Source organism: Acinetobacter sp. GW821-FHT01E09, from assembly GCF_059422385.1.
In genome coordinates this window covers 1,808,010-1,820,717 of the sequence record NZ_JBWKWU010000001.1, presented here as the reverse complement: position 1 = coordinate 1,820,717, position 12,708 = coordinate 1,808,010, and the positions used below count along the sequence as shown (strand labels likewise).

9 protein-coding genes are annotated in these 12,708 nt (G+C 38.8%); all 9 read right to left on the bottom strand.

Annotated features, from left to right (window positions below; genetic code table 11):
• Nucleotides 1–129: 129 nt before the first annotated feature.
• The 9 genes from AC07U8_RS08260 to AC07U8_RS08220 all read right to left on the bottom strand — a co-directional run bounded on the left by AC07U8_RS08260 (nt 130) and on the right by AC07U8_RS08220 (nt 12,620).
• Complete coding sequence (locus AC07U8_RS08260; RefSeq protein ID WP_494737677.1) at nt 130–3,264, bottom strand: TonB-dependent receptor; 3,135 nt, start codon at nt 3,262–3,264, stop codon at nt 130–132.
• A 275-nt stretch (nt 3,265–3,539) separates the two neighbouring features.
• Complete coding sequence (locus AC07U8_RS08255; RefSeq protein ID WP_494737676.1) at nt 3,540–4,553, bottom strand: FecR family protein; 1,014 nt, start codon at nt 4,551–4,553, stop codon at nt 3,540–3,542.
• Nucleotides 4,554–5,075, bottom strand: coding sequence for a sigma-70 family RNA polymerase sigma factor (locus AC07U8_RS08250; RefSeq protein WP_209826368.1), 522 nt, complete (start codon nt 5,073–5,075; stop codon nt 4,554–4,556).
• 277 nt (nt 5,076–5,352) lie between these two features.
• Complete coding sequence (locus tag AC07U8_RS08245; RefSeq protein WP_004820653.1) at nt 5,353–5,790, bottom strand: Fur family transcriptional regulator; 438 nt, start codon at nt 5,788–5,790, stop codon at nt 5,353–5,355.
• Nucleotides 5,791–5,807: 17 nt separating this feature from the next.
• Entirely contained in the window at nt 5,808–6,233 is a 426-nt protein-coding gene (locus AC07U8_RS08240; protein WP_004721341.1) for a YbaN family protein, read from the bottom strand.
• 31 nt (nt 6,234–6,264) lie between these two features.
• Complete coding sequence (locus AC07U8_RS08235; RefSeq protein WP_270384689.1) at nt 6,265–6,861, bottom strand: biliverdin-producing heme oxygenase; 597 nt, start codon at nt 6,859–6,861, stop codon at nt 6,265–6,267.
• 41 nt (nt 6,862–6,902) lie between these two features.
• Nucleotides 6,903–7,760 carry an energy transducer TonB gene (locus AC07U8_RS08230; protein WP_270384687.1) on the bottom strand — a complete coding sequence of 286 codons (858 nt, stop codon included), beginning with the start codon at nt 7,758–7,760 and terminating at the stop codon, nt 6,903–6,905.
• A gap of 502 nt (nt 7,761–8,262) precedes the next feature.
• Nucleotides 8,263–11,379: a multidrug efflux RND transporter permease subunit gene (locus AC07U8_RS08225; protein WP_494737675.1), complete on the bottom strand. Its 3,117-nt coding sequence runs from the start codon at nt 11,377–11,379 to the stop codon at nt 8,263–8,265.
• Nucleotides 11,376–12,620: an efflux RND transporter periplasmic adaptor subunit gene (locus AC07U8_RS08220; protein WP_270384683.1), complete on the bottom strand. Its 1,245-nt coding sequence runs from the start codon at nt 12,618–12,620 to the stop codon at nt 11,376–11,378. The genes AC07U8_RS08225 and AC07U8_RS08220 overlap by 4 nt, the downstream gene beginning before the upstream one ends.
• Between the last annotated feature and the right edge of the window lie 88 nt (nt 12,621–12,708).

Genomic DNA, 12,708 nt, shown 5'->3' with positions numbered 1-12,708 from the left:
AAATAAAACATGTGCTGCACTGATTTTAATTTTTAAATTCAAGTGTAAAATCAAGGAGTACGTGTCTTATTTTCCACACATTTATTGCACACCAAGTGCAATAAATTTGGTTAATTACCTCTAAGTTCCTTAAAACTTATGGGTAATGCTTAGCTTAAATGTTCGACCTGGTGCTGCAATTGCCGAACGAGTTAATGGATCAATATAGAATTCGTCAGTGAGATTAGTCCCCACCAGTTCAAATAAGGTGTCTTGTTTAAGTCGATAATTGATATAAGCATCCACAATGGTCATTGAGTTCCATGCCAAAGGGGTATTGGCGTAATAACTCATCTCTATATCGTTATAGTTTTTAGTTTCAGGATTTTCATACTTATGGTGATAACTCGCACGAGTTCCGACTTCAAGTTTTTGATCAAAGAATCGTCCACCAAGTGTTAAATTAACTGAATATTTTGGGGTTGCCATACTGACTAAATATCCGCCTACAAATCCATCATCAACACAACGATTTAATAAAAACTGGTGGCTCGCCCCTAAAAGCATCGCTGAGTTTTCATCACAAACTTTATTTTTAAAACGATAATTGGCACTTAAGTCAGTAAAGAAACGCCCATTGTCAAAGCGACTTTGCAGTTCTAATCCTTCTGTGGTAAGGCTATCGACATTGCTAAATGCCAAAGTTGGACTACGTTCAATCGCATTCTTGGTTTTGTTATAGTAATAAGCCAACTTAATATCTGCATAACTGCTATTTTTAAATAACTCAGATAGATTATGAACATAGGCCAATTCATAATTTGATGCATGCTCTGGCTGTAACTTATAACCACTTAAGGTTCCAGAAAACCCAATCGTGCTTTCAAACATACTTGGCATTCTATAAGCTTCGCTATAACGTAAATACATTCGACTATTGGGGCTAAAATTAACCGTTGCTGAAGCTGTCGGTGTCCAACCATGATCTTTGCTTTTTTGCACACCTGTTTTGGTTAAATCAATATCTTCATAACTGCTAGGAATGCCACTACCAGAATAATATCCATAATCCCGACCTTGTACTAAGGTCCCATTTAAAAAGGGATTATTGGCAATGGTTAATTTTCCACGGTTATCCATTTTGTAATCAATTTTATTAGATTTCTGATAAATTCGACTTAAAATTCGAGCCTGCTTGCGCTCCTCAGTCCAACCTTCCGCTAAAGCAAGAGCCTCAATACTTTCTCGTGTTTGCTGTTCAAGTTCTGGTGTCATATTTGGGCGTTTAGTAAAATAAGTCATACTTAATGCCGTGGCTTTTTTAATCAGGCTAAACTGGGGATCACCCGCATTGACTCGTTCATTAAGAAAATCATCAAAGGCCCAATAGTTTTGATATCTTGCACCTGCGTTTAAATTCAGCCATGTGACAGGTTGATAGTCAAAGTTAAAATTAAATTCTTTTTCTTCTCGACGACCTGCTCTCGGTAACATCCTATAACCCGAATTTGTTCCGTTAATATTCGGGTCTTTATAAATATCATCCGAACTAAGTTTTTCTTTTTGAAAACTCCCCCCAACAGTTAAACCCAGATTAGACAGCAATTTAAACTTATTACTTAAGGTCATTCCTTGGCGAGTATTGTCTGAGTTTGCGGTAGCACTGTTCACAAAAACACCCAAGTTTGCATTGGTATCATTGGGAAATCCACCTGAACTATAGGTATGACTCTTAGTATCAGTCCGCCAAATATTGCCGTAGAAATCGACTAAATTATTGTTTTGAGGTTGATATTTGTATTCCATATTATAGGCTTTGGAGTCGATATGACTTAAAGGCCATTGTGGTACCCCTGCTTTATTTTTGACGACTTCACCCCAAGCAATTCGTGAAGGTAAAATTTCTCCATTGATGATTGAACTGTCCCGATAACCGAACTCTAAACGCTGTTCATCTGTGGGTTTCCACGCCGCTTTTAACAAATAAGATTCTGTTTCAAGGGATGTATTGGGAACTTCTGTACCTCCCGGGTAAACTTTGGCAAGATATGGAACGTAATTAAATCGTCCTGTGGCAGGTTTATCATAAAAATCACTGCCATTTTTTCCTGCAAAGTGATTGCCTTTATTACGATAAGCATAAGCAGCCAAAACTTCAAAATTATCACTGCGTCCTGCCAAAGCAATACGTGTTGCAACATCATCGCCTGAATAAATATTATTTTCTTTATTCTGCCGTGCTACTTTAAATAAGGATGGATCATAATAAGGCTCGAACACTGGATTGCCTTGCCAGTCCGTTCCTGTAGCTGGATAATTTGGATTATCATAAATGCTTTGACCTGTGAGTAATTGTGGTTCTCTAGGTTTCACTGCATTGCTGCTGGTTTCTACTTTTATCTCCCCACCAAAATTTTTACCTTCCTTTAAAACATCATCTACAGCTAGAGTATGAATAACGACCGCACCACCCACACCTGTATTTACATTGCGTGTGATGGAAGGCCCCTTAATGACTTGTAGCCCACCGATTAAATTAGGGTCAATATAACTCCGATTATTCGCACCGTTATAGCCACGCCATACAGTGAGTGCCTGTTCTGTCCCATCAATAAGGACAGGAACACGGCCCGGTCCTTGAACACCACGTATACTTGGATCTAAAGCACCACTGTTTCGGGCATCACCACTGTATACGCCGACCATTCCCTTGAATAAGTCTGCTGGCTGAGCACCTTTATATCGTTCTATTTGCTCTTTGCTGGCATAAACGCTAGAAATATCTTGATCATAAACATCATTCTGCCCTTTTGTATCGCGACTGACTGTGCCAAAAACAGTCATTGGGCTAAGTTGTACGACATTTTCTTGATCAGCTATCATCGGCTGAGATTGTACTGGAATGGGTCTAATTTCAGCTTTATCCACATGCTTCAATATATAGCCATTTCCGACTTTCACCACAGTAAACTCGGTTGCTGCTAAAATATGTTGAAAGCCATTTTCTAAATTATATTGTCCACTTAAACCTAAGCTACTTTTACCTTTGAGCTGATTTGCATCAATTGCAATCGAGGTCCCCGCTTGCTCGGCAAAGGTATTCAGAACACTGGCAAGTGAACCCGCTGGAATATGATATGACTGCGTTTCTGTACTGAGCGCATAAGTGCTTTGTGTCACGACTGTTATTGCTACACCCACACAAACGAGATGAATCGCCAATGCCAATGATGTCACTTTGAAAGAATATTTTGGATGCTTTTGACCGCAAACAGCTTCACTCATTTTACGCTCCAGTAAATGTAAATAAGAATCATTCAATATATTAAATTAAATGTATTCCTAATATTTGCTTCTACTTACTATGACGTACAAGAATTGAAAAAGTGGAACCATTTATTCAAAATAAATTTAAATGATCTATCTTTTATTTTCACAAAATTATTATTTGTCATATTTATCAATCAATTATTAAAAACGATATGAATTTTATCCTAGAATTTTAGGCTTAATTTAAAGCTAAACAGCATGATTCAAACCAAGTGCTTAAATCATGCTGTTTATTGCAAAGTCACAACTGTGAAATATGGGGTGATTTGATAGACATTTAGCTGAGGGAATACACTGCTTAATAATTGCAATGCACTTTCGGTATGATCTAAAGGTAATACAGCATTGACCTTAATTTTTTCTAACTTTGCAGCGTTAAATATAATTTTTTCTTTGCTGTTTCGATTCAACTCATTTAGCACTTTTGACAAAGACATATTTTCAACAATCAAATGCCGTTGATTCCATTTCTGCTGTTCATTGTATAAATTAAAAGTATGTATAGGTTGTATACCATTTCGATCAAGTATGACTTCTTGCCCTGCTGTCACAATCACAGAAGATGTTTTGGTTTGATCTAACTCTTGTTTCGAGGACTGAACTTTCACTTTGGAATGTAGCATTTTAAGCCCAGTCGCGTCTGGCTGATATTGAACACTAAATGCAGTTCCCAATGCTTCAATTTGACCATATTGGGTTTTGACAATAAAAGGACGGGCTTTGTCTTTGGCCACATCTACAAATATTTCCCCTTGAACCAACTCCACAACACGCTGATTTGCTGAGAAGTCTAGATTAACCGCACTCTGACCACTGAGTTTAAGTTGTGAACCGTCTGCTAAGGTTTGGGTTTTCCATTCTCCTGCATGATTTTTAATATCGGCGGTTAGATATGACACTGGATGATAAATAAAATAACTATAAATATCCCCTACGCAACACAATATCACCGTTAAAATTCCACCATAGCGCATATTTTTTTGCTTACGGGCACTATGTAAACCAGTTTTTAATACAGATTGGGTCATTTTCTGTTGTTGTGGATTCTGTACCAGTTTTTGAATCGAAGTAATATATTGCTCGATATCTTGAGCAATTTTTTGGCGTTGTGGACTCTTGCTTTTCCAAGCATCAAAATCTGTTTGCGCTGTCCTTTTGAGTAAATCATCATCGGTACTCAGCAGCACAATCCATTCCGCTGCTTCTTCGATTAATTTTTGCTTACTCTTCTCTTCTTCAATCATTTACTCAAACAAATCCTTCTCTTGTTTCAGTGCGTAGCATTGCACGAGGCACGTTGCTAGATATTTTTGAATCATCTTGGTTGAAACACCAATGATTTCTGCAATTTCTTTATGGGTTAAACCTTCAAAATAATGGAGCACAAAAGCTTGTTGTGCTTTTTCAGAGACGCGTATCAAAGCCTGACAAATCTGGTCAATCGCTTGAACAATTTGAAGCTGATCTTCTGGTGAAGGAATTGTATCCAGAATATATTCCATCTGACTTAATTCATTCAGATAAGCTTGCTCTATGCGCTTACGGCGCACCTGATCAATCATTAAATTTCTGGCAATAGTCACCAGATATGCACGAGGTTCTTTTACTCCAAAAAGTTCATCACGCGTTTGCAGAATTTTAATAAACGTATCTTGTACCAAATCTGCGGCTTGCTCACTATTGCCTACTTTTTTTCTAAGCCATTGATGCAACCAAGATTGGTGATTACGGTACAATTGATCTACAAATGCAGGATTTTTGTTCACAATAGGATCAACTCTTTGATGGTCTATTAAATGATAATAATTATCATTTAAATGTCAAGATACCCTGAGAGAAAATCCCCGTATATATGATTATTTTTTAGTTTATGTACATCCTTATGTTCTATTTGATCATTTAATATACTTAAAAAATAAAGTTAAATTATCAATAGTTAATGCCCATTGAACCTCAATATCTTGGTTATCATTCAGTTTAAATTCCGATTTATTATTTATGGATATTTTTATCATAAAATAATCTACCCTTTGGCATGTTATTTTAATGACTACAATAAGGACAAGAGGGTTTTTCTATAACAAGATGATATGAACTTGCACCATGTTCTAAAATAAGTCCTCGAATTTGCTGCTCTAAAGCCTCATCATTAATTTGTTGCAACTGACTACACTTTTTACAATATATTCTCATATTGGTTTGACTTCCCTTGAATGAATATAATGCTTGTTCACTGCCCAGCTTAAATTTAACCAACAATCCTGCTTTAACAAGCTGTTTCAGGGTTTGATAGACACCAGCAAAAGATAATTTTTTCACTTTTAAATCTGGACTATACAAAATTTCGGCTGCTGTCAGCTCTCGTTGTGCATTTCTTAAAATATTCAGTACAGTTAATCGTGTTGTGGTTACTTTTAAGTTTGCTTGCAACAGCAAGCGTTTAAGTTCTTCAGTATTTTTATAATATTCAAAGATTTCCATCCTGAGATTATCCTCATTTATGCTTTTAACCACATCCACAATTGCACACAAACCATCATCAAAACAATGGTCCCTACTGCCCATGGATGAGGCACAGTCCAAATTAAAATTCCAGCAGCCACACTCATACTGGCCAAAGAAAATAGTTTTACTTTTACGGGCAAAGTTCGTTTGAGTTGCCATTGCTGTAAAATTGGAGCAATGACTTTATTATTGACAATCCACTGATGCATTCGCTGCGAACCCTTTGCAGCAAATAACGTCGCAAGAAAATAAAAATCAAACGTAGGCAAACCAGGGACCACCAAACCGATCGTCCCTAAGACCAGACATAACCCTGCCAGTGCAATACAGATCCAGCGAACCAACCATGACTTTGCAAGTCTCGGCTCCGACATAGAAATGCTGGTATTTAGATTGGTCTCTGACCCCGTTTGCTTCATTGCTTGATTTCCTTTATCCATCATCAATTATTTATTTCAGTGTTTTTAATTGTGCTAAAAGTTCACCAAAACGATGAAAGCCTTGCATAGCTCCCTCAATAATCGATTGCTGTTCCTCTAAACTAAAATTTGCATCATCTAGGCTTTGCTTGAAACGCTTCCACACTAATCCACGACCCTCTGGATATGCCGCTAAGTTACGTGCAGCAAAATCAGCATTAAAGCCAAATCTAGCCTGAGCCTCTTTGAGTAAAAATGCTGCGCCTAAAGTTGAACCTTCTGAAACATAAATCCAGCCCAAAGATTGTGGAAAACTAATTTCATCGGTTACAATACCCTGCTGCTGAGGCGTTAAACCTAAATCAGCTAAATCCTGTAAAGCTGCATCGGAACGCCCACGCACATCTAAATCGGGAATCAATTGTTCAACCTGTGAATCTTGATAAAGATGTTCAACATCTTTCTGAAAATAATATTGCGACAGGGTGAATTGCGCATAATTTTCTTTACTCTCAAACGCGCCTGATTGCTGCATCAAGATTTCCATACGTTCATGCTCTGCCAGTGTTTCTTGTTTCAAGCGTTGCATTAAACTGCTACTGATCACTTTTTCTGTTGATGCGTTCATAAAAACTCCTAAATAAACCCTTTCATTGTTTAATGATCCAATCAGCGATTACGACCAAGCTTAAGCTGAATGGGAAAATCCACCACGATTGCCAATGCTTCACCATTGACAATATGTGGTTTAAATTTTGCTTTTTGTGCAGCTTGTATAGCTCTTTCATCCAAACTACTCATGCCTGAGCTTTGCTTTACTCTGACATCTATCGGCTGCCCTTGAGGATTGATTTTGATTGTGAGAACCAACAAGCGCTGCTGGTTTTGCAATTCGCGATCATCGTAATTAAGCTTGCCAAAGCTGAGTACATCGACCCGACTCACGGGAAGCGGTTGCTGTGGTTGAGAAGTAGAGGCAGGGTTTTGTTCTTTTTTATTGTCTTTGCCTGCTTCACCACCTGCACGTTTGGCTATCTCATTTGACTGACCTGAAGCAGTCTGTTCAGTATTCGCAGATGATTTTGTTTCCGTGAATGTTTGTGTTGACTGACGATTTGATTCAGATTTACTTTCCGTCTGTTGATCGGTTGGTTTTTTTTCTTGTGTTTTCGTTGTCTGTTGTGTTGTTTGATCCATCTTCAACTTTTTTGACTCAGTACTGTGTATCACTTTGACCTGTTGTTGATGTTGTACCGCTGTTGCTACTGTAGATTGAGGTTGTGCTTTTAATTGCGTTGCAGCTTGCTCTGATGCCGTCTGCAGCTTTGTACTGCTTTGTTGTACAACATCGGTTTTGTTCAAGCTGATAAAACGAATTTGAATCGCATTTTCAGGTGAATGTGATTCAATACGAACATCTGTTTTTAAATAAGACAAAGACCATAATAACAATATATGACTGATCACTACCCCACAAAGCGTAGAGTATTTTTGCTTATCATTTGAAGCGAGAATTACAGCAGACATAGGCTTAGATACAGCGCAAATAAATGTAGCGCATTTGCTGAGTGCTGAATAAAACCCTGTGCTTTTCTTGTCTGCTCAATCTATTGTATTGCGTTGTACTGTTCATGAATCCTTCCTGCTTCGTCTATCAGATCAGTTGCTGTGAATTAAAAAACACTGCCTTTATCTATATAGACGAATGAGAAGGCAAAAATGCCTAATGAGAAATGTAATTAAATGTAAATAAGAATGGTTTAGAGAGTATGAATTGACGATAAAACAGTGGGCCACTGAACGTATTTATTTAAATGTAAAAAATAAACTTATATAAATAATGCAGTTAAAACAACTGAACTGTATATCTAAAGAAAACTATACGAGATAAAAATAATAGGAAGAAAAATTAGGCATTCAAATAAATGCATATAATAAATGCGATGGAGGACTTAGAAATATTGTAGAGGACAAATGCTTATCCTCTACAAAACACAAGACTTAAAATTAAAAGCTTAACGCAGAGCGCTTAAGGCAGTTTACGTACAGGTAAAGCTTTGCCACGTAATTTCTCAACAGCACTGAGGATAAACACAAAAAATACTGGCACAAAAAAGATTGCAAGTATCGTCGCACTGACCATACCACCAAAAACCCCTGTACCAATCGCATGTTGAGTTTCAGAACTTGCACCTGTAGCAATCACCAATGGAATCACACCAGCGGTAAAAGCCAAGGATGTCATCAAGATCGGTCTTAAACGAAGTTTGGCAGCCGCAACAGTGGCTTCAATCAGAGTCATTCCTTCTTCTTTTAGCATTTTGGCAAATTCAACAATCAAAATGGCATTTTTTGCAGATAATCCAATGATGGTAATTAAACCCACTTTAAAGAAAATATCATTGGGAATCCCTCGGATCCATACCGCAACCACTGCACCAATCATACCTAAAGGTACAACCAACATCACCGACAATGGAATCGACCAGCTTTCATAGAGTGCGGCAAGGACGAGGAAAACCACCAACATTGACAATGCCAATAAAAAATTGGTTTGTGCTTCTGACTGTTTTTCCTCCAAGGATTGCCCTGTCCACTCATAACCAATTCCTTTTGGTAATTGCTCAATCAATCGCTCCATTTCCTTCATCACTACTCCTGAAGAAACCCCTTCTGCGCCTGCCCCTGCAATACTCAATGATGGTCGTCCATTATAGCGATTGTATTGCTGCGGAGACTGTGTCCACACAGGTGTTACAATCTCAGACAGTTTAACCAGTGCTCCAGTCTTATTAACCACATTCAAATTTAGAATATCAGTAACTTTCATCCGTGAATCGGCATCGACTTGAACAATCACTTGCTGCATTCGTCCCTGATTTGGAAAATCATTGACATACATTGAGCCCATTGAAGATGAAATGGTGTCTGTCACATCAGCAAAATTCACTCCTAAAGCTTCTGCCTTATTCCGATCAATTTTTAAATCGACATTACTACCTGGCGGTAAACCCTCTGGATAAACATAAGCCAGTTTTTTACTGGTTGCTGCAAGACCAATCAACTGTGCTTGTGCCTCATTCAAAGCTTGCATTCCAAGATTACCGCGATCTTGTAAACGTAAAGTAAAGCCCGAAGTTGTTCCCATTTCTTCAATTGCAGGAGGTAAAACAGACATAATCGTACCTTCTGCACTTTCTGCCATCGCCGCATTTACAGCGTTAACCTCATCTGCAGCGGAGGTATTTCTGTCTTTGAAATCTTTTAAATTTGTAAAGGCAATGGCTGTGTTATTACCAGAACCACTAAAGCCAAACCCAAGTACAGAGACATTTTCTTTAATACTTTCTCTGCTTTTTAAATGTTCCTCAAATGATTTTACAATGGTCAATGTCCGCTCTTGACTGGCATCTGCAGGCAATTGAAATGAGGTGATAAATGAGCCTTGGTCTTCTTCAGGTAAAAAAGCGGTTGGGATCGCTTTAAACGCAAATAATAAGAAACCTGTCAGGACAACAAATACAATCATCACAGTAAAAATGTGTTTCAACAATTTCACTAAAATTGCTTCATACTTTTTATTGACGCGATCAAAAAAGCGATCAAACCACGCAAAGAAGCCTTTTTTCTGATGATCGGCTTCAATCGGTTTTAACAAGGTTGCACAAAGTGCAGGGGTTAAGGTCAGTGCTAAAAATGCTGAGAATGCAATAGATACCGCCATGGTCACGGTAAATTGTCTATAAATAATCCCGACCGAACCACTGGCAAAGGCCATTGGTAAAAATACCGCCACCAGTACCAAGGTTATCCCGATGATTGGACTGGTAATTTCTTGCATTGCTTTAGAAGTCGCATCAACTGGTGATAAGCCTTCCGTTGCCATGATGCGTTCCACATTTTCAATCACCACAATCGCATCATCGACAATAATACCGATGGCTAAAACCATACCAAACATGGTTAAAACATTGACCGAAAAACCACTGATCAACATCACTGCAAATGTGCCTAGAAGTGCAATCGGTGCAACAATTGAAGGGATCAAAGTGTAGCGAATGTTATGTAAAAATAAATACATGACAAGGAAAACCAACACCATTGCTTCCAGCAATGTCATGATTACTTTTTCAATCGAAATCTTAACAAACGGTGCAGTATCATAAGGAATCGAATATTGCATTCCCTTTGGTAAAACTTTACTGAGCTCCTCAACTTTTGCTTTGACCGCTTCAGAGGTCTTGACTGCATTCCCGCCTGGGCTCATTTGAATCGCCAAAGCGGTTGCTGGCTTTCCATTTTCTAAAATAGAAAAACTATAGGTTTGCGCCCCAAGCTCCACTCGTGCAACATCTTTCAGTGTGACTTGTGCGCCACTCTGGTTGGCACGCAAAGTAATATTTTGAAATTCTTCAACTGTACTTAACTGCCCTTCAGCCGTTAATGGCAGTGTAATCATCTGTCCTTGGACCGCCGGCAAACTCCCGACACTTCCCGGAGATATAGGCGTATTTTGTGCTTGAATGGCATTTGTGACATCTTTAATCGACAACTGATAAGACACCAGTTTGTTTGGATCTATCCAAATACGCATGGCCTTTTCAGATCCAAAGGATTGGATACGTCCTACCCCTTCAACCCGTTTTAATTCTTCAACCACATTTCGAACCAAATAATCACTTAAATCAATTTCTTTAAATTGATCATTTGGTGAGTTGATTCCGACCATCATCAGAAATCCAGAAGATGCCGCTTCAACAATCAGGCCTTGCTGTCTAACCGATTGTGGCAATCTCGGTTCGATAGACTTTAGTTTATTTTGCACATCTACCTGAGCCAACTCTGGATCAGTCCCCGGTTTAAATGTGGCGGTGATACTCGCTTGACCACTGGCATCTGAGGTGGCGCTGTAATAAAGTAAATTCTTTACTCCCGATAACTCTCTCTCAATCAAGGTGACAACACTATCATTCAAGGTTTCTGGTGTTGCTCCCGGATAGGTTGCATAGATACTAATCGAAGGTGGTGCAACTGAAGGAAAACGAGAAATCGGCAACTTTGGAATACTTAAGACACCAAACAGAATAATAAAGAGTGCAATTACCCAAGCAAAAATTGGCCGTTTAATAAAGAACTGCGATATCATAATTTTTCTCCTGTATTCGGAGAAGACTGACCTGCCGTGCTTTGATCACTGCCCTTATTTTGTGCTTGCGTGCCCCCAACATCGGTTATGTATTGCGACTTCCACTGGGTTATTTTTAAAGGCTGTTCTGGCTGTTGAATTCGATCATGCCCCTCAACGATGACTTTTTCCCCTGCTTTAATTCCACTATTCACCACATAGAAACCTTTATATAACTGTCCTAAACTCACTGGACGTGTTTCAGCAGTCTGATTTGCTTTTACAATCAGCAGTTGTGCTTGACCTGAAATATCTCTTTGCACAGCTTGTTCTGGGACAAGCAAGGCATTGGGTTGTGATGCTCTGTTTAAACCAACTCTGACATACATCCCTGGCAATAATTTCCGTTGAGGGTTATTTACTTCAACACGGATGGTCACGTCACCGGTATTAGGATCTACGCTGGTATCTGAGAATAAAATCTTTCCAGTCACTGGATATAATTTACCCTGACTATTGGATATGCTGACCTCAGCACCGCCACGTTGTAATAACGAACCATCATTCAAACGATCTTGCAATTGCTCATATTCAGAGATTGATTGTTTAACATCAACATAGACTTTATCTAACTGATGTACCAAAGCCATTGGATTGGTATCACTAGTGCTGACCAATGCACCTTCGGTTACCAGCAACTTACCAATTTGACCTGAAATCGGGGCGCGTACAGTCGCATAGCGTAAGTTTAAATTTTGTCGTGCCAATGCTGCCTTGGTTTGAGCAACTTCAGCCAAAGCCTGTTGATAAGCGGCTTCCGTATTATTAAATTCCTGTTTACTAATGGCATTGGAAGGAAGCAGTTGTCGATATCGCTCCTGTTGGGTTTTTAGACGCACCACTTCTGCCTGTGCTTTTGCCAATAAAGCCTGATTACTATTGACATCTGCTTGAAGAATTTCCGAATTGATCTTAAATAAGGGTTGTCCAGCCTTAACTTCACTGCCTTGGGTAAACAACACCTTTTCAATAATTCCGCCAACTTGTGGGCGAATTTCTGAAATTCGATAGGCTTGTACACGTGCAGGTAAGTTTTCAATCAAATGAATATCTTGCTGTTGAACGGTATAAATACTGACTTTGGCTGGTGCAGCCTGCTGTGCTTGTTCTGCTTCAGCATTTCCTGAGCGATTACATCCAGTTAACGCACTCCCACTTAAAACAACCAATAAAATAATAAAAAAATAAGGCTTAGGCATCATCTGCACCCAGAGTTCTAGATATGACGATTATTGGCAATATTTGTGTACTTAGCGTCACTAAAGTGTGGAGATTGTGTGGATATAACCA